Source organism: Nocardioides bruguierae, assembly GCF_023656415.1.
Taxonomy (GTDB): domain Bacteria; phylum Actinomycetota; class Actinomycetes; order Propionibacteriales; family Nocardioidaceae; genus Nocardioides; species Nocardioides bruguierae.
The window spans coordinates 1-16,147 of sequence record NZ_JAMOIL010000001.1 but is presented as its reverse complement, the minus strand read 5'-3'; the positions used below and the strand labels follow the sequence as shown (position 1 = coordinate 16,147).

The window sequence follows — 16,147 nt, the reverse complement described above, 5'->3', positions numbered from 1 at the left end:
GACCAGCACCACACCTGACCAGCACCACCCTGACCGCTGGCCCCGACCAGGTCAGCCTCACCAAGAGAAGGAACCACCATGCGACTCGGACTCATCGGCCTCGGCCGGATCGGCGCCTTCCACGCCGAGACCCTGAGCAACCTCGACGCCGTCGAGACCCTCGTCGTCGCCGACGCCGTGCCCGCCGCGACCGCCTCCGTGGCGGAGAAGTTCGGCGCCGAGCCCGCGGACAGCCCCGAGGCCCTGATCGCCTCCGGTGTGGACGGCGTCGTGATCGCCGCCGCGACCGCGGCGCACGCCCCGCTGCTGCGCGCCGCCGTGGACGCCGGCATCCCCGCGTTCTGCGAGAAGCCGCTGTCGGCCGTGCTGGCCGACGCCGTGTCGGTGGCCCAGCACGTCGAGGACAGCGGCGTCGCCGTCCAGGTCGGCTACCCGCGCCGCTTCGACCCCGCCTACCTGGCGGCCTACGACGCCCGCGTCGCCGGCGACCTGGGCTGGGTGCACACCGTCCGCTCGACGACCCTCGACCCGGCCCCGGCCCCCCGCGGCTACATCGAGACCTCCGGCGGCATCTTCCGCGACTGCTCGGTGCACGACTTCGACACCGTCCGCTGGATCACCGGCCAGGAGCCGGTCGAGGTCTACGCCACCGGCCACGCCCACGGCGACCCGATGTTCGCCGAGTTCGGCGACGTCGCCACCGCCCAGACGCTGATCACCTTCGCCGACGGCTCCACCGGCGTCGTCTCCAACACCCGCTACAACCCGCGCGGCTACGACGTCCGCCTCGAGGTCCACGGCACCGGCGACTCCGTCGCCGCCGGCTGGAGCGACCAGGCCCCGCTGCGCAACCTCGAGCCCGGCAGCACCTGGCCCTCGGCCCAGCCGTGGGGCTTCTTCATGGACCGCCTCACCGACGCCTTCCGCGCCGAGCTCACCGCGTTCACCGAGCTCGTCTCCGGCGCCCGCACGGAGTCCCCGTGCACCGTGCAGGACGCGCTGGCCGTGGCCTGGATGGCCGAGGCCGCCGACCTCTCCCTCAAGGAGCACCGCCCCGTCACCATCGACGAGGTGAAGTGATGGCCGCCAGCGCGAAGATCGCCGGCGCCCCCATCTCCTGGGGCGTGTGCGAGGTCCCCGGGTGGGGCCACCAGATGGACCCGACCCGTGTGCTCGGGGAGATGCGTGACGCCGGCCTCGTGGCCACCGAGATCGGGCCCGACGGCTTCCTGCCGCGCGACCCCGCCGAGATGGCGGCCGTGCTCAAGGAGCACGAGCTCACCGCGGTCGGCGGCTTCACGCCGGTGATCATGCACGTCAAGGGTCACGACCCGATGCCGGAGGTCGACCGGGTGCTCGCGCAGTTCGCCGCGACCGGCGCGTACGTGCTGGTGCTCTCCGCCGACTCCGGCCAGGACGGCTACGACTCCCGCCCCGTCCTCGACGGCGACGGCTGGAAGCTGCTCCTCGGCAACCTCGACCGCATCACCGCCCGGGCGGCCGAGCACGGCGTCCGCGCGGTGCTGCACCCGCACGTGGGCACCATGGTGGAGAACGGCGAGGAGGTGCAGCGCGTGCTGGCCGGCTCCACGGTCTCGCTGTGCCTGGACACCGGGCACCTGCTCATCGGCGGCACCGACCCCGCCGAGCTGACCCGGCAGGCGCCGGAGCGGATCGCGCACACCCACCTCAAGGACGTGGACGCCTCGGTGGCCGCCAAGGTGCAGTCGGGACGCATCTCCTACACCGAGGGCGTCGCGAACGGCATGTACCGCCCGCTCGGCCTGGGTGACGTGGACGTCGCCTCGATCGTGAGCACGCTCGGCACTCACCACTACGACGGCTGGTACGTCCTCGAGCAGGACACGATCTTGACCGAGGCTCCGGCGGGCGAGGGCCCGCTGGCCGACGTCCGCACGAGCGCGGACCACGTCCGCTCCGTCCTGGGTTCGCTGTGAGTGGCGGCCGCCCCGAGGAGGCCTCCGGCGCCGGTGACGAGCCCCAGCGGCTCGAGCACCAGCCGTTCGATCCACTGCGGATCGGGCTCCTCGGGGCGGCCCGCATCAACGAGACCTCGATCGTGAAGCCGGCGCTGGCCACCGGCGCACGGCTCGTGGCGGTCGCCGCCCGCAGCCGCGACCGGGCCGAGGCCTTCGCGGCCCAGCACGGTGTCGAGCGCGTGCTCGACTCCTACGCCGACGTGATCGCCGACTCCGACGTCGAGGCGGTCTACAACCCGCTGGCCAACAGCCTGCACGCCGCCTGGAACGTGGCGGCCCTGGAGGCCGGCAAGCACGTGCTCACCGAGAAGCCGTCGGCGAGCAACCACGCCGAGGCGTCCTGGGTCCAGCAGCGGTTCGCGGCGACGTCCGCCCGCTTCGCCGGCCAGGTGTTCATGGAGGGGTTCCACTACCTCTACCACCCGATGTTCGTCCGCCTTCTCGAGATCGTCGCCTCCGGTGAGGTCGGCGAGGTGCGGCACGTCGAGAGCACGCTGCTCATGCCGGCGCCCCACGACTCCGACCCGCGGTGGGACATGGCGCTGGCCGGGGGCGCGATCATGGACCTCGGCTGCTACGCCCTGCACGCCCAGCGCGTGCTGGGCGCCCACGCCGGCGGCGCGCCCGTCGTCACCGGCGCCCGCTGCGAGGAGCACTCCCCCGGCGTCGACGCCTGGGCGGACGTGGAGGTCGTCTTTCCTTCCGGCGCGACCGGCCTGGCCCGCTGCTCGATGACCTCGGGCCACTGGGAGATGGCCGTGCACGTGCACGGCACCCGCGGCTCCGTCTCCGTGCCCGACCTGCTCTACCGCGAGGACGACGACCGGGTGGTCGTCCGCGCCTCCCCGGAGGCCGGCGGAGCCGAGCGCGTGGAGCACGGCGGCACCGACTCGACCTACACCCACCAGCTGCGCGTCTTCACCGCAGCCGTGCGGGGTGGCGGCCCCGTGACCACGGACGCCGACGACGCCGGCCACCATGGCGCTGGTCGACGACGCCTACCGCGCGCTCGGCCTCGCTCCCCGGCCCAGCAACCCGCCCACGGCTCCCGTCCGCTGAGGCATTTTTGACGGATCGGATGACGTTCCGCGGCCCTGACGCCAGGCGTAACGTGCCTCACACCAGCCCACCTCGACCCCATCGGGAAGGAGTCAGGGACATGCCCTCACTCACCAGCTCCACCGCCGCGTCGGCCCGCACCGCCACCGGCTGGCTGTCGGCCGACGACTGCTCGCTGGAGGACTTCAAGGCCGTCGTCGAGCAGACCACGGAGCTCGCCGACTACCCGTTCGCGGACGCGGTCGCCAGCAACGTCCTGCTGTACGGCGAGAAGCTCCGCGCCGCCATGGCCGGGCCGCAGCGCCGCGAGGTGCAGGCCGAGCTCATGCGGGCGCTGACCGACGGCCCCGGCATCGTCGTCCTCCAGGGCGCCTTCGACGACCACGGCGTCGTCGACCGGGCCACCGACGCCTTCCTGGCCCGCATCGAGCTCGAGAAGGCCGCGGGCACCGCCGCGGGCGACCACTTCGCCAAGCCCGGCGCCAACGACCGCGTCTGGGGCGCCCTCGACAAGCTGGCCGTCGCCGAGCCCGAGGTCTTCGCCGACTACTACGCCAACGACGCCCTCGCGCTGATCAGCGAGGCCTGGCTCGGCCCCGGCTACCAGGTGACCTCGCAGGTCAACGTGGTCAATCCCGGGGGCCAGGCCCAGCGTGCGCACCGCGACTACCACCTCGGCTTCATGGACGCGGCAACCTCGGTGCAGTTCCCGGCGCACGCCCACCTGCTCTCCCCCGCCCTCACGCTGCAGGGCGCCGTGGCCCACTGCGACATGCCCGTGGAGACCGGCCCGACGCTGTACCTGCCCTACTCCCACCAGTACGAGCCCGGCTACCTCGCCTTCCACCTCCAGGAGTTCACCGACTACTTCCTGGCCAACTACGTGCAGCTGCCGCTGGCCAAGGGCGACGCCGCGTTCTTCAACCCCGCGCTCTTCCACGGGGCCGGCACCAACGTCTCCGCCGACGTGCGCCGCATGGCGAACCTCCTCCAGGTCTCCTCCCCGTTCGGCCGGGCGATGGAGTCCGTCGACCGCGTCGCGATGTGCAAGGCGCTCTACCCCGTCCTGCTCCAGCGGCAGGCCGATGGCGCCGACCAGGCCGACCTCGACAACGTGATCGCGTCGTCGGCCGAGGGCTACTCGTTCCCGACGAACCTCGACCGTGACCAGCCTGTAGGCCTCATCGCACCCCAGACCCAGGCCGGCCTCATGCGCCAGGCCCTGGCCGAGAAGTGGTCGGTCGAGGAGCTGGAGCAGGCCCTGGACGCCCAGGCCGAGCGCACCCGCCCCGGGCTCGCGTGAGCACGAGCCCCGTGGCCGTCTCCCCCGCGTTCCTCGCCACCTGCTGGTCGCACACCGGTGACGCCCAGCCCGGCCCCGGCGGTCGGCACCTCTCGCCCCTCGACCTGCGCACGCGGGCCGAGGCGGCGGCGGGTGCCGGCTTCACCGGCATCGGCTTCACCATCGAGGACCTCCAGGCCTCGCCCCTCTCGCTCGAGGAGGTGGGGGCGATGCTGGACGACCTGGGCCTGGTGCACCGCGAGGTGGAGCTGGTCGAGGACTGGTGGACCACGGGTGAGCTGCGCCGGGCCTCGGACGCCACGCGGGCCGCGCTCGTGGAGGCCGCGGGCGTGCTCGGGGCCGTCTCCGTGAAGGCCGGCCCGGCCGTCGGGGACCTCAGCGGCTCGATCCCCGAGCTCCTGGACCCGGACGAGGTGGCTCACTGGGCCGAGGAGCTGCACCGGCTCGGCGACGACTTCGCCCCGGTCGGGGCGCGGGTGGCCATCGAGCCCCTGCCGTTCGCGAACATCCGGGACTTCCGCCGGGCGGCCGACCTGGTGCTGGCGGCCGACCACGCCGGCGTCGGGCTCGTCGTGGACCTGTGGCACGTCGACCGCGGGCCCTCGACGGTCGACGACCTGCGGGCACTGCCGGGCGAGAAGGTGTTCGTGGTGGAGCTCAACGACGGGCCGGCTCCCACCGGCGAGGCGCCGTTCCCCGAGACCCGCGACCGGAGGCTCGACCTCGGTCGAGGCACGTTCGACGTGCACGGGATGGTCGGCGCCCTGCACGACGTCGGGTTCTCCGGCCCGTGGGGCGTGGAGATCATCTCGCACGAGCAGCGCCGCGGCCCCCTGGCCGAGGTGCTGGCGGAGAACCTGCGCGCCGCGCGTGCCGTCGTCTCGTCCGTGGTCGGGGCAGGTGCGCGCTCCTAGCACACGCACACCCCCTGCGGTATCGCGTACCGCGACGGCCGAGGTCGTGTGCAAAGCCTTGCACCGCTCGGTGTCCACGAGTTCGCTGGCCGTGGCGGGGCACCCGTCCCGGCCGGCGGCACTCGGACCAACGGAAGGGCACCCTCCATGCGCGCAGCAGCCTGGATCTCCTCGATCGTCCTCGGGATCGTCCTCGTGCTGGGTGGGGTGGTGACCTGGTCGGTGGTCGCCTCCACCTTGTCCGCGCAGCGGATCACCGTCTCGGCGGACGCCGACTGCTTCGCCGGGGCGGACGTCGACAACCCCTTCGCCGCCTACTGCCAGGCCAAGGTGATCGACAAGCACACCCTCGGGATCACCGGCGGCAAGACCTACGCGGAGCTGGACCAGGACGACCCGCTGCGCCAGACCGCGATGACCTCCGCGTTCCTCCAGTCCTCGCTGTTCACCTCGGTGCTGGCCTTCGGGATGAGCGCCGTGGCCGTCGCGATGGGGCTCATCTTCGTGCTCCTGGGGCTCGGCATGCGCGACGTCAGCCGCAAGGCCGAGCCGGTGCCCGTCTCATGAGCGTGCACCCTTGACCACCCGTCAGGGCCGCCTTACCGTCGGTGGATGACCTGGCTCTGGTGGACGCTCGGCGTCGTGGGCACGCTGGCCTTCGTGGTGTTCGTGGTCCGGCTGGAGCGCGCGCAGCGGCGCCGTGCCCACAGCCAGGTGCGCCCGGTGCAGCCCGGGGTCGGCATCGGCCTCGGCGAGGCTCCGCACGTGGGGCACCGCATCGGCTGGACCTACCAGGGCTGAGGCGCCGGGCTCAGAGGTCCTGGGCGATCCGGCGCTGCGCGGCCGCGTGCTCCTCGTCGGTGATGTAGCCCTTCGCCAACAGCTCGTCGATGACGCGCAGCCGGTCGACCGGCGAGCGGCTGACGTCGTCCTGCGTGTGCCCGGTGGAGGCCTCCGGCCCCACCGCCGAGCCGCGCGCGGCGCCGGCGTCACCAGCCAGCCAGGGGTGGTCGGCCAGGGTGTCCCCCGCGAGGTCGGGCACGTCGGCCGCGCCGGACACATCAGGCATGTCGGGCGCGTCGGTGGCGGCGCGCGTGCCAGCCGCGCGGGCCTCCACCTCGTCCGCCTCGTGCTCGCGACCCTCCTGGCGCAGGGCCGAGGCCCGCACGCCCTCGGGTGGCGGGGTCAGGTCCGAGCGGCTGCGCACGAGCCGACGCACGGCCGAGCCCGTGCCGGCCAGGAGCACGACGACGGCGACGACCGCCACCAGCCAGAAGCCCCCGTCGCCCGCGAACATGCCCCCACGGTATCGCCCGGGGACCCCACGACGCACGACAGCCCCGTCCTGACGATCCGGTGCTCAGCGCCGGCTGGTCCTCGCCGTCGCCTGCGCGGACCAGGGGTCCTCCGGCCAGGGGTGCTTGGGGTAGCGCCCGCGCATCTCGGCGCGCACGCCGGCGTAGGGCCCGGCCCAGAAGGAGGCCAGGTCAGCGGTGACCGCCAGCGGGCGCCCGGCCGGTGAGAGCAGGTGCAACAGCACGGGCGCCCGGCCGTCGGCCAGCCGCGGGGTCTCGGCCAGGCCGAAGCACTCCTGCAGCTTGCAGGCCACCACCGGCTGGCCCGAGGCGTCCGCGTAGTCGACCCGGTGCGTGGCACCGGAGGGCACGGGCAGCCGCTCGGGCGCGAGCTCGTCGAGCCGGGTGGCCTCGGGCCACGGAAGCAGGCCCCGGAGCCCGCTCAGCACGTCGAGCCGCGCGAGGTCCTTGCCCGAGCGGACCCGGGAGACGTCGAGCCAGTCGTCGAGGCCGTCGGCGAGCGCCTCGTCGGAGACGTCGGGCCACGGTGCCCCCAGCTCGCGGTGGAGGAAGGCCAGCCGGTGCCGCAGGGCTCGGGCGGAGTCCGTCCAGGGCAGCACGTCGAGGCCGTCGCGGGCCAGCGCCTCGCGCACGGCCGCCGTCACGGCCGTGGACGACGGCTGCGCCAGCGCGGTCGCGGACAGCTCGATCGCGCCCAGCCGCGTGACGCGGCGAGCACGCAGCCGTCCCTCGCGCCAGGTCACCTCGTCCTCGGTCGTGCGGCGCGCGGCCGCCGCCACCAGGGCCAGCTCCTCGGTCAGCGGTGCCGCCGAGCGCACCCGGGCCCGCGCCTGCCCCGGGCGGCGGTCGACGTCGGCCACGGCCAGCCACTCCAGCTCGGCCAGGGCACCGGGCACGTCGCAGCCGGTGCCGCCGACGAGCAGGTGGCCGGCGGAGCCGGTGCGGCGACGCGCGACCCGGTCGGGGTGGGCCAGCGCCACGACGGCGCCCACCGCGAGGTCGTCGGTGAGCGTCTCGCGGGGCTCGGGGGCGTCGCCGACGCTCGGCAGCAGCCGACGCACGGTCTCCGTCCAGCTGCGCGGCCTCTCCCTCCGCACCGACCGCAGGGCGGCCACGAGGTCGCCGTCGGGGGTCCGGTCCTCGGCGACCAGGGCGACCACCTCGGCGGCACGGCGGGCACCCACGAGCGGTGCTCCGTCGAGCAGGGCCCGCCCCAGGCGCGGGTCGACCGGGAGGCCGACGAGCGAGCGGCCTCGCGCGGTCAGCCCGCCCGTCTCCTCCAGCGCCCCGAGGTCGGTGAGGGTGGAGGTGGCCGAGGCGAGGGCGGCGGCGGGCGGCGCGTCCGGCAGGGCCAGGCCGACCCCGCCGGGGGTGCCCCAGGCGGCGGTCTCGAGCGCGAAGCCGACGAGATCGGCCACCGCGATCTCCGGCAGCGGGTGCGCGGCCAGGTGCGCGTGCTCGGCCTGCGACCAGCAGCGCAGCACGGTGCCCGGGGCCTCGCGTCCGGCGCGGCCGCCGCGCTGCTCGGCCCCGGCGCGCGAGACCCGCACCGTCACGAGACCGCCGAGCCCGCGGGCGGGGTCGTGGCGGGGCTCGCGGGCCAGACCGGCGTCCACGACCACGCGGACACCGGGCACGGTGAGCGAGGACTCGGCCACGGCGGTGGAGACGACGACCCGGCGGCCCGGGCGGGGGCTGAGCGCGTCGTCCTGCGCGGAGGCCGGCAGCCGCCCGTGCAGGGGCAGGACGTCGGCGCCGCACCCGGCCAGCGCGGAGCAGACCCGGTCGACCTCGCGGGCGCCGGGCACGAAGACCAGGACGTCGCCCTCGTGCTCGGCCAGCGCGGTGCGGACGGTCGCGGCGACGTGGGCCAGGAACGTCGGCGGCACGCCCCGCTCGTCGACGGGCAGGACGCCCGGGGCGGGCGGCGCCCAGCGGACCTCGACGGGGTGCAGGGAGCCGGGCACGTCGACCACGGGGGCGTCGAGGAGGGCGGCGAACCGGTCGGCGGACAGGGTCGCCGACATGGCGACGAGGCGCAGGTCCTCGCGCAGCGCCGCCCGCGCGTCCAGCAGCAGCGCGAGGGCGAGGTCGGCGTCGAGGGCACGCTCGTGCACCTCGTCCAGGACGACGGCGTCGACGCCGTCCAGCGTCGGGTCGGCCTGGAGCCGCCGCAGCAGCAGGCCGGTGGTGACGACCTCGATCCGGGTGGCCGGGGAGACGGCCCGCTCGCCGCGCACGGAGAAGCCGACGGTCTCCCCCACGCGCTCACCGAGCAGGGAGGCGAGGCGACGGGCCGCCGCTCGTGCGGCGATCCGCCGAGGCTGGGTCACCACGACGCGGCCGGGCACGTCGAGGGCCACGGCGGGCGGCACCAGCGTCGTCTTGCCCGAGCCCGGTGGCGCGGTGACGACCGCCGAGCCGGACTCGCCCAGCGCGGCGCGGAGCCGGCCGAGCCCGCCTGCGACCGGGAGGTCGGGCGGGTCGGCCAGCAGGCGCGCGAGCGCGTCCACGCGCGGGGTGGTCAGACCAGCGTGCCGTCGAGCACCGTGGCCCGACCACGCAGGAACGTCGCGCGCACCGACGCCCCGAAGGAGCGCCCGTGGTACGGGTTGTTGCGCGAGAGGGAGACCGAGTCGGCGCGGTCGACCGTCACGTCGGCCGAGGGGTCGACCAGCGTGAGGTTCGCCGGCGCGCCGACCACGAGGCCCTGGCCCTGACCCTCGAGCCCGGCGATCCGGGCGGGGGTCGTGGACATCACCCGGGCCAGGTCCGCCCAGGTCATCCGCCCCGACTCGACCATCACCTGCGCGACGACCTGCACGGCCGTCTCCAGGCCCAGCATGCCGAAGGCGGCGTCGACGAAGGCGTGCTCCTTGTCGTGCCGGGCGTGCGGGGCGTGGTCGGTGGCGACGGCGTCGATGGTGCCGTCGGCCAGGGCGGCCCGCAGTGCCTCGACGTCCTCGGCCGGGCGCAGCGGCGGGTTGACCTTGAACGTCGGGTCGTAGCCCGCGAGCAGGTCGGTGGTGAGCAGCAGGTGGTGCGGCGTCACCTCCGCGGTCACGTCGATCCCCTGCGACTTCGCCCAGCGCAGCACCTCGACCGACCCGGCGGTGGAGACGTGCGCGACGTGGACGCGCGAGCCGGTGTGCCGGGCCAGCATCACGTCGCGGGCGACGATGACGTCCTCGGCCACGCCGGGCCAGCCGGGCAGCCCGAGGCGGCCGGACAGCTCGCCCTCGTGGCAGCAGGAGGCCGACCCGGCGAGGTCGGTGTCCTGGGAGTGCTGGCTGATCACGCCGCCGAACGCCTTCACGTACTCCAGGGCCCGGCGCATGACGCGGGCGTTGCCGACGCACCTGCCGTCGTCGGAGAAGACCCGGACCCGCGCCTTGCTGCGGGCCATCAGGCCGATCTCGGAGAGCTCCTCGCCGGCCAGGCCCTTGGTGACCGAGCCGACCGGGTGGACGTCGACGACGCCGGCGGCCTGCCCGAGGGCGTGCACGCGCTCGGCGGCCTCGGCGGTGTCGGTGACGGGGTTGGTGTTGGCCATCGCCAGCACGGCGGTGTAGCCGCCGACCGCGGCGGCCTGGGAGCCGGTGAGGATCGTCTCGGCGTCCTCGCGGCCCGGCTCGCGCAGGTGGGTGTGCAGGTCGACCAGGCCCGGGAGGGCGACCAGGCCGTCGGCGTCCACGACCTCGGCGCCGCTGCGGTCGAGGTCGTGGCCGACCTCGGCGATGGCGCCGTCCACGACGAGGACGTCGGCGGCGGCCCCGCCCTCGATGGAGGCCCCGGTGATCAGCAGGCGGCTCACTTCTCGTTCCCTTCGCCGGCGAGCAGGTGGTACAGGATCGACATGCGCACGGCGACGCCGGCGGAGACCTGGTCGAGCACGACCGAGGACGCGGCGTCGGCTGCGTCGGCGGCGATCTCCAGGCCGCGGTTCATCGGGCCGGGGTGCAGGATCGGCACGTCCTGGCGCAGCAGCGAGAGCCGCTGGCGGGTGAGGCCGTAGCCGACCGTGTACTCGCGACCCGTCGGGAAGAAGCCGCCGCTCATCCGCTCCTTCTGCACGCGCAGCATCATCACCGCGTCCGCCGTCGGGAGCACCTCGTCGAGGTCGTAGGACGTGGCGTACCCGGCGTCCTGGCTCCACGGGCCGACGCCGGAGGGCATCAGCGTCGGCGGGGCGACGACCGTGACGCGGGCGCCGAGCTTCGTCAGCAGGCCGACGTTGGAGCGGAAGACGCGGCTGTGGGTCAGGTCGCCCACGATGGCCACGTGCTTGCCCTCGAGCGGGCCGAGGTTCTTGGCCTCGAAGTACCGCTGGAGGGTGTACGCGTCGAGCAGCGCCTGGCTGGGGTGCTCGTGGGTGCCGTCACCGGCGTTGATGACGGCGGCGTCGACCCACTGGCTGACCTGCAGGGCCGCGCCCGAGGCGGAGTGGCGCATGACGAGGGCGTCGACGCCCATCGCGCAGATCGTGAGCACGGTGTCGCGCAGGGACTCACCCTTGGACGCCGACGAGCCCTTGCCCGTGATGTTGATGGTGTCGGCCGAGAGCCACTTGCCCGCGATCTCGAAGCTCGAGCGGGTGCGCGTGGAGTCCTCGAAGAAGAGGTTGATGACCGTGCGGCCGCGCAGGGCGGGCAGCTTCTTGACCTGCCGGTGCTGCACGTCGTGCATCTCGGCGGCGGTGGCGAAGAGTGTCTCGACGTCGTCCATCGAGAGGTCGTGGACGCTCAGGAGGTGCTTCTTCACGCCTGCTCCCCCTTCCGCCCGACGTTGCTCGGGCCCTCCGCGATGCGGACCTCCTCGTAGCCGTCGGTCTCGGCCAGCCGGACCATCACGCGCTCGCTGCGGGCGCTGGGGAGGTTCTTGCCGACGTGGTCGGCGCGGATCGGCAGCTCGCGGTGGCCCCGGTCGACGAGCACGGCGAGGCGGACGACGTCGGGGCGGCCGAGGTCGTTCATCGCGTCCAGCGCGGCGCGCACCGTGCGGCCGGAGTAGAGGACGTCGTCCACGAGCACGACGGTCTTGCCATCGATGCCGACCGGCGGGATCTCGGTGTGCTGCGGACCGCGCGCGGGGTTCTTGCGCAGGTCGTCGCGGTAGAAGGTGATGTCGAGGGAGCCCACCGGCACCTCGACGCCCTCGACGGCGGCGATCCGCGCGGCGATGCGCTGGGCGAGCGGGACGCCGCGGCTGGGCACGCCCAGCAGGACGAGGTCCTCCGCGCCGCGGTTGCGCTCCAGGATCTCGTGACCGATGCGGGTCAGCGACCGGGCGATCTCGTCGGCGTCGAAGACGACCCGGCCGGGCCGGTCCTCGCCGCTCGTGCCGGACGGGGGGCCTTGCTGGTCGGGCTGCTGCTCAATGCCGGACGGCACCACGCTGCGGACCTCCTTCTCCGCCTCACGGGACGGCTCGTTAAAGGATGTCGAACTGCTGCGCAGCCTAGCAGCGAGGACGGCTCACCCGGCCATCCCGCAGGCCCCGCCCCGGACGCGCTGGAGCAGGCCGAAGCCGGCGGCGCCGATGGCCATGAGCGCCGTGACCGGCTCGGCCGGCGAGGCGAGGACGAACGCGGGCAGGACGACCCACGCCGCCGCCATCGTGGCGCAGGGCGAGGACGCGACCGAGGCCCGCGGGTCGGGCACGTAGGTGGCCAGCGCGAGGCCACCGAGCAGCGCCGCCACGGCGATCATGGCCTGGTAGCCGGACGTCACGGTGCCCTGCACGCCGGAGGTGTAGACGAGCACCAGGACGACGCTCAGCACGACCGTGGCCAGCAGCCGGCGCGGGGTGACCAGGCCCCGCCAGGAGGACGAGGGCCGCACGCCGAGGTCGAGGCCCGGCACCGGGGTGAACAGGTCGACGGGCCGCTCGGCGTTGGTCGTGTCCTCGCTCATGCCGACCATGGTGCCAGATCCCCCCAGGGGGTGGGCTGCGCCGGCGGCACGGAGGAGGCTCGGACCATGTCGAAGCTCCCCTTCCCGGACGACGTCCGCGCCTTCCTCTCCCGCCCCAACCCGGCCGTCATGGCGACGCTGCGCAAGAGCGGTGCGCCGATCACGGTCGCCACCTGGTACCTGCTCGAGGACGACGACCGCGTGCTCCTCACCCTCGACGACACCCGCACCCGTCTCCAGCACCTGAAGCGGGACCCGCGGATCGCCCTGACCGTGACCGACCCGGAGAACTGGTACACCCACGTCTCGTTCCAGGGCGAGGTCGTGGAGATCGCCTCCGACACCGGGCTGGCCGGCGCGAACAAGGTCTCGCAGCACTACACCGGCCACGACTACCCCGACCAGGTCAGCCCGCGGACCAACGTCTGGGTGCGGATCTCCGACTGGCACGGCTGGGGCGCGCACAAGGACGACCTCAGCAAGCGGGGCTGAGGCCGCCCCGGCTGCGGCCGGCTCAGGCCTCGCTCACGTCGAGCAGCACCTTGCCCACGGCGCCGTTCTCGACGGCGTCGTGGGCGGCCGCCGCGTCCTCCAGCGCGAAGTGGTGCAGCGGGACGCCGGCGTCCGGCCCGACCCGGAGGGCACCGGCGTCCACGGCGGCGTTGACGTCGGCGGCGGCCGCCTCGAGGAGGTCCGCGCCGACGAAGTAGAGCATCGCGCCCTGGAGCCGGACGTTCTTGATCATCAGGTCGCGCACCGGGGCGTGGGCCTCGTCGCCGGGGTTCGCGCCGTAGAAGGCGATCGTGCCGCGGTTGCGCAGCACGGCGACGTCGTCGGCCAGGTTCGGCCCGAGCGCGACGTCGACCACCAGGTCCACGCCCTCGGGGCAGATCTCGGCCAGGGCCTCCGGTACGGAGCCGGCCCGGTAGTTCACCGTCTGGTGCGCACCGGCGGCGATCGCGAGGGCGGCCTTCTCCTCGCTGGAGACGGTCGCGACGACCTGGGCCCCGGCCCACCGGGCCAACTGGATCGCGGCGTTGCCGACGGCGCCGGCCCCGCCCTGCACGAGCACCGTCGTCCCGCTCAGGCTGCCGGGGGCGATCCGGTCGGCGTCCTCACCGCTGGTGAGCGCGCGGTGCGCGGTCATCGCCGGGACGCCGAGCGCGGCGCCCAGGTCGAACGAGGCCCCGACCGGCAGGGGGACGACGTGGGCGGCCGGCTGCACGGTGTGCTCGATCGCCGTGCCGTAGGCGCGGCCCGCGGCCTGGGCGAGGTAGGTCCAGACCCGCTCGCCGACCTTCAGCCCCGTGACGCCCTCGCCCACGGCGTCGACGACACCGGCGGCGTCCTGCCCGGGGCTGACCTCGGTGAAGTCACCGTTCATGCCGGCGGCCCGGAACTTCCAGTCGGTCGGGTTCACGCCCGCGCGCACCACCCGGACCCGGACCTCGCCCGGGCCCGGCTCGGGCACGGGCCGGTCGACGAGGGTCAGGACGGAGGACGGACCGGTCTCGGAGTACACGACTGCTCGCATGTCGTGTGCAGCGCCCCGACCCCCGGGCGGTGTTCCCGACGAGGGGGTGAGAACCGGCGTCTCGTCGGGTCGGCGAGAGTCAGCGGGTGCTGGTCTGCGGCCAGACGTGGCCCCACCGGTCGACGACCAGCATCACGCGGTCCTCGCCGGCCAGCACGGTGGCCGCGATCCACACCACGAGCCACGCGCCGAGCGTGATCACCGTGGACAGGAAGTGCGCGACGTGCGCGGGCCGACGACGGTGCCGCAGCACCGCGGAGTGGTCGTCGCGGTACAGGACCTGCCCGTTGGTGGTCAGCACGCGGTCACGCACCGCCACGTCCAGCAGACGGGATCGCTCCGCGTCGTCGACCTCGTGCCAGGCCTCGGGCCCCGCCTTCGCCTCGAGCACCGCCGGGTCGCAGGAGTACAGAGCCCGCTGCCACCGGCGGCCGCTGAACCGCAGCCACCGGCGCCCGTCGTAGTGGTAGTCGCCGAGCACGGGCTTCTGCGTGGCGGTGGCGACGTCGGCGCCCTCGGGGCGCGTGAGCAGGACGGGTCGGGCCATGCCCGCAGCGTAGGGCCGCCGGACCGTCCTGTCAGGAACGTCCGGGCAGTCCACGCCGTCGCGCCGAGGATCGGGACCAAGGTCCCGGCTGGTGGGTCAGAGCGCGTCCGCCATCGCGGCGCAGGCCGCCAGCCACGACCGCTGGGTCGCACGCGAGAGCTCGGTGTAGGGCACCACCGAGCCCGAGACGAGCGCAGGGTCGTAGGGCACGCGGTGGACGCTGCGGGTGCGCTGCTCGTAGACGTCCACGAGGTCGGCGGCGAGGCCCTTGTCCACCGTGGGCGAGGGGTCGGAGAGCACCGTGAGCGTGCGGTGCTTGAGGTCCGGGACGCCGGCGTCGGCCAGGGCGTCGAGCATCCACAGGCCCGAGTAGCCGGTGTCCTCGCGGACGGTGGAGGTCACGACGAGCAGGTCGGCGGCACCGGCGGCCGCCAGCCAGTTCTCGGCACGCATGTTGTTGCCGGTGTCGACGAGGATCACTCGGTAGAAGCGCTCGAGCAGGCCGTGCACCGCGCCGAAGTCGTCGGCGTGGATGGTCCCCGTGACGTCCGGACGCTCGTCGGAGGCGAGGACGTCGAAGTGGGCGTCGCCCTGCGAGCGGACGTAGGCACCGAGGTCCCCGATGCGCGACGAACCGACCTGGTCGAAGCGCTCCAGGTCCTCCAGCAGCTCGCGGGTGGTGTTGTGGTGCCCGGCGCGGGCACCCCGGATGCCGAGGGTGCCGCGGGTCTCGTTGTTGTCCCAGGCGACGACCCCGCCGCCGCGCACCGTGCCGAACGTGCAGCCGGCCGCCAGCACGCCGGTGGTCTTGGCGGCCCCGCCCTTGGGGTTCACGAAGGCGATGGTGCGCGGCCCGTCGAGGTCGCGCTGCACGCGACGGCGCAGGTCGTGGTGCTCGGCCTCGGCCGGACCCATCGCCGGGGACACCAGGCCGCCGCTCATGCGCCGCACGGCGCCCCGCCAGCCCCAGGTGGCCGGACCGGTCGTCGCCTCGGCGGCGCGCCGGTCGAGGAAGTCGGTGGCGGTGGCGAACCGACGCGGCTCGGCGTGCGCGCCTCCGCGCGGGGCGCCCTGCCGCTGCTCGGTGCGGTCGTCGGTCTGGGTCATCGGCATCTCCCGAGATGTCGAGCGGATGAGGGGATCGCAGGGAGTGATTCCCCGCCAGGTCCGCCCTCACACCTCCTCTCCACAGGCTGCCGGGTCAGGTCCGGCGCGCGCCCGCCGATGGGACGCGCATGAGGAGCCCGCACGCCGCCATGGCCGCGCTGACGGTCTGCCTGGTGCTGCTCGCGGGCCTGGCGCCGGGCTGCACGACCATCGGCCTGGCCGGGTCCGCGTCCCTCATCTTCCTCTCCCTGCTCGGCCGCCACCGGCGCGAGCAGCGTGCGGAGGCGGCGCAGGAGGAGGCCGCGCGCGAGCGCCGGCAGTGGTTCGTCTAGAGCGTGTCTGCTTAATCCGGGCGTGGTGGTCGGCGATGGTTGACACATGTCGCGTGTGGCAGTGCTGAATGACGCTCAGTGGGAGCGGATCGAGTCGTTGATGCCGTCCTCGGATGGCCAGCG

Annotated in this window: 18 protein-coding genes; 9 read left to right on the top strand and 9 right to left on the bottom strand. The window is 74.4% G+C overall.

The window, feature by feature from the left end; genetic code table 11:
• Window positions 1-78: 78 nt before the first annotated feature.
• The 7 genes from M8330_RS00090 (at window position 79) to M8330_RS00060 (ending at window position 6,077) form a co-directional block, all read left to right on the top strand.
• Window positions 79-1,080, top strand: a complete 1,002-nt coding sequence (locus M8330_RS00090) for a Gfo/Idh/MocA family protein (RefSeq protein WP_250825666.1) — start codon at window positions 79-81, stop codon at window positions 1,078-1,080.
• Entirely contained in the window at window positions 1,080-1,958 is an 879-nt protein-coding gene (locus tag M8330_RS00085) for a sugar phosphate isomerase/epimerase family protein (RefSeq protein ID WP_250825665.1), read from the top strand. Before M8330_RS00090 ends, M8330_RS00085 begins: the two co-directional genes overlap by 1 nt.
• The gene (locus M8330_RS00080) at window positions 1,955-3,070 is read left to right on the top strand and encodes a Gfo/Idh/MocA family protein (RefSeq protein WP_250825664.1); all 1,116 of its coding nucleotides are present in this window, start codon (window positions 1,955-1,957) and stop codon (window positions 3,068-3,070) included. Before M8330_RS00085 ends, M8330_RS00080 begins: the two co-directional genes overlap by 4 nt.
• Before the next feature lie 89 nt (window positions 3,071-3,159).
• Entirely contained in the window at window positions 3,160-4,362 is a 1,203-nt protein-coding gene (locus M8330_RS00075) for a phytanoyl-CoA dioxygenase family protein (RefSeq protein ID WP_250825663.1), read from the top strand.
• Window positions 4,359-5,276, top strand: coding sequence for a sugar phosphate isomerase/epimerase family protein (locus tag M8330_RS00070; RefSeq protein ID WP_250825662.1), 918 nt, complete (start codon window positions 4,359-4,361; stop codon window positions 5,274-5,276). Before M8330_RS00075 ends, M8330_RS00070 begins: the two co-directional genes overlap by 4 nt.
• 147 nt (window positions 5,277-5,423) lie before the next feature.
• Entirely contained in the window at window positions 5,424-5,843 is a 420-nt protein-coding gene (locus M8330_RS00065; RefSeq protein ID WP_250825661.1) for an aromatic ring-opening dioxygenase LigA, read from the top strand.
• A gap of 45 nt (window positions 5,844-5,888) precedes the next feature.
• Window positions 5,889-6,077, top strand: coding sequence for a hypothetical protein (locus tag M8330_RS00060; RefSeq protein WP_250825660.1), 189 nt, complete (start codon window positions 5,889-5,891; stop codon window positions 6,075-6,077).
• 10 nt (window positions 6,078-6,087) lie between these two features.
• Here M8330_RS00060 and M8330_RS00055 read toward each other — a convergent pair whose 3' ends face one another.
• From M8330_RS00055 to M8330_RS00030, 6 genes are all read right to left on the bottom strand, one after another.
• Window positions 6,088-6,573 (bottom strand): SHOCT domain-containing protein, encoded by a 486-nt coding sequence (locus tag M8330_RS00055; protein ID WP_250825659.1) that lies wholly within the window; start codon window positions 6,571-6,573, stop codon window positions 6,088-6,090.
• A 63-nt stretch (window positions 6,574-6,636) separates the two neighbouring features.
• Entirely contained in the window at window positions 6,637-9,105 is a 2,469-nt protein-coding gene (hrpB, locus tag M8330_RS00050) for an ATP-dependent helicase HrpB (RefSeq protein ID WP_250825658.1), read from the bottom strand.
• An 11-nt stretch (window positions 9,106-9,116) separates the two neighbouring features.
• Window positions 9,117-10,406, bottom strand: coding sequence for a dihydroorotase (locus tag M8330_RS00045; RefSeq protein WP_250825657.1), 1,290 nt, complete (start codon window positions 10,404-10,406; stop codon window positions 9,117-9,119).
• Window positions 10,403-11,353 carry an aspartate carbamoyltransferase catalytic subunit gene (locus M8330_RS00040; protein ID WP_250825656.1) on the bottom strand — a complete coding sequence of 317 codons (951 nt, stop codon included), beginning with the start codon at window positions 11,351-11,353 and terminating at the stop codon, window positions 10,403-10,405. Before M8330_RS00040 ends, M8330_RS00045 begins: the two co-directional genes overlap by 4 nt.
• A complete protein-coding gene (gene pyrR / locus M8330_RS00035; RefSeq protein WP_443689921.1) occupies window positions 11,350-11,985 on the bottom strand; it encodes a bifunctional pyr operon transcriptional regulator/uracil phosphoribosyltransferase PyrR in 636 nt (211 codons plus the stop codon). The genes M8330_RS00040 and pyrR overlap by 4 nt, the downstream gene beginning before the upstream one ends.
• An 81-nt stretch (window positions 11,986-12,066) precedes the next feature.
• The gene (locus M8330_RS00030) at window positions 12,067-12,504 is read right to left on the bottom strand and encodes a hypothetical protein (RefSeq protein WP_250825655.1); all 438 of its coding nucleotides are present in this window, start codon (window positions 12,502-12,504) and stop codon (window positions 12,067-12,069) included.
• 66 nt (window positions 12,505-12,570) lie between these two features.
• Here M8330_RS00030 and M8330_RS00025 point away from each other — a divergent pair, with 66 nt between their 5' ends.
• Window positions 12,571-12,996, top strand: coding sequence for a TIGR03618 family F420-dependent PPOX class oxidoreductase (locus tag M8330_RS00025; RefSeq protein ID WP_250051708.1), 426 nt, complete (start codon window positions 12,571-12,573; stop codon window positions 12,994-12,996).
• A 22-nt stretch (window positions 12,997-13,018) separates the two neighbouring features.
• On the opposite strand, the gene M8330_RS00020 is transcribed toward M8330_RS00025, so the two are convergent.
• The 3 genes from M8330_RS00020 to M8330_RS00010 all read right to left on the bottom strand — a co-directional run bounded on the left by M8330_RS00020 (window position 13,019) and on the right by M8330_RS00010 (window position 15,692).
• Complete coding sequence (locus tag M8330_RS00020) at window positions 13,019-14,026, bottom strand: NADPH:quinone reductase (RefSeq protein WP_250825654.1); 1,008 nt, start codon at window positions 14,024-14,026, stop codon at window positions 13,019-13,021.
• 91 nt (window positions 14,027-14,117) lie between these two features.
• Window positions 14,118-14,585, bottom strand: coding sequence for a hypothetical protein (locus M8330_RS00015; protein WP_250825653.1), 468 nt, complete (start codon window positions 14,583-14,585; stop codon window positions 14,118-14,120).
• A 96-nt stretch (window positions 14,586-14,681) separates the two neighbouring features.
• Window positions 14,682-15,692: a hypothetical protein gene (locus tag M8330_RS00010; RefSeq protein ID WP_250825652.1), complete on the bottom strand. Its 1,011-nt coding sequence runs from the start codon at window positions 15,690-15,692 to the stop codon at window positions 14,682-14,684.
• 128 nt (window positions 15,693-15,820) lie between these two features.
• Between M8330_RS00010 and M8330_RS00005 the strand changes: the two genes are divergently transcribed.
• The gene (locus M8330_RS00005; protein WP_250051700.1) at window positions 15,821-16,024 is read left to right on the top strand and encodes a hypothetical protein; all 204 of its coding nucleotides are present in this window, start codon (window positions 15,821-15,823) and stop codon (window positions 16,022-16,024) included.
• Window positions 16,025-16,147 lie beyond the last annotated feature (123 nt).

Coding starts and splice junctions, on each gene's coding strand:
- M8330_RS00055 (WP_250825659.1), bottom strand. CDS start 6,573: ATGTTCGCGGGCGACGGGGGCTTCTGGCTGGTGGCGGTCGTCGCCGTC.
- M8330_RS00075 (WP_250825663.1), top strand. CDS start 3,160: ATGCCCTCACTCACCAGCTCCACCGCCGCGTCGGCCCGCACCGCCACC.
- M8330_RS00030 (WP_250825655.1), bottom strand. CDS start 12,504: ATGAGCGAGGACACGACCAACGCCGAGCGGCCCGTCGACCTGTTCACC.
- M8330_RS00010 (WP_250825652.1), bottom strand. CDS start 15,692: ATGACCCAGACCGACGACCGCACCGAGCAGCGGCAGGGCGCCCCGCGC.
- M8330_RS00085 (WP_250825665.1), top strand. CDS start 1,080: ATGGCCGCCAGCGCGAAGATCGCCGGCGCCCCCATCTCCTGGGGCGTG.
- M8330_RS00065 (WP_250825661.1), top strand. CDS start 5,424: ATGCGCGCAGCAGCCTGGATCTCCTCGATCGTCCTCGGGATCGTCCTC.
- M8330_RS00015 (WP_250825653.1), bottom strand. CDS start 14,585: ATGGCCCGACCCGTCCTGCTCACGCGCCCCGAGGGCGCCGACGTCGCC.
- M8330_RS00025 (WP_250051708.1), top strand. CDS start 12,571: ATGTCGAAGCTCCCCTTCCCGGACGACGTCCGCGCCTTCCTCTCCCGC.
- M8330_RS00090 (WP_250825666.1), top strand. CDS start 79: ATGCGACTCGGACTCATCGGCCTCGGCCGGATCGGCGCCTTCCACGCC.
- M8330_RS00060 (WP_250825660.1), top strand. CDS start 5,889: ATGACCTGGCTCTGGTGGACGCTCGGCGTCGTGGGCACGCTGGCCTTC.
- M8330_RS00005 (WP_250051700.1), top strand. CDS start 15,821: ATGAGGAGCCCGCACGCCGCCATGGCCGCGCTGACGGTCTGCCTGGTG.